Source organism: Cryobacterium sp. MLB-32 (assembly GCF_000738085.1).
In the GTDB taxonomy this organism is placed as follows: Bacteria; Actinomycetota; Actinomycetes; order Actinomycetales; family Microbacteriaceae; genus Cryobacterium.
This window is the reverse complement of record NZ_JPRS01000792.1, coordinates 1-536: the sequence shown is the minus strand read 5'-3', so window position 1 is coordinate 536 and position 536 is coordinate 1. Positions and strand designations below refer to the sequence as shown.

At 60.3% G+C, this 536-nt stretch carries 1 protein-coding gene; it reads right to left on the bottom strand.

Features of this window, described 5'->3' with window-relative positions; genetic code table 11:
* The coding region (locus JF66_RS24070) for a hypothetical protein (RefSeq protein ID WP_035881057.1) at positions 1-536 on the bottom strand (536 nt) is incomplete at both ends.

Genomic DNA, 536 nt, shown 5'->3' with positions numbered 1-536 from the left:
GCGTTTCCGAAGGTGTTATCCAGGAATCGGACGTTCGACGAGGGGCGTGCCGCGTTGCCCTTCGGCTCGCCACCCGCGTACACGCAGTAGCCACCACCGTCAAACAGGTTGCCCTGCACGAGAGTATTCGTGAAGGCACTGCCCTGATTCAACAGTGAGACTGCCGCGGTGAAGTTGTACGCCGGCCCAGCGGTCAAGCGGTTGTTCGTGATCGTGATGTTCGGCCCACCCAGGCTCAAGATCGCCTGATTGTGCGACTCGCCCGACGCGGCGATGTCGTGAATCCAGGAGTTCGTGATTGTCGCGTTCCCGTCGGTCATCATGCCATCACCCCATCCGTGAATGTCACAGGCGTCACAGGTGAAGTTGACGAAGCCCAGTCCGGGATATTTCGTGACATAGCCCGGGCCAGGACCGACGATCTCGATGCGCTGCATGAGCAGCCCGGAGTACGGCAGATCAATAGCAATCCGGCCGTTCACGACGGAGTTACGGATCGTCACGTTGTTGGCCCGGACAACCACATCGCCGGCGAA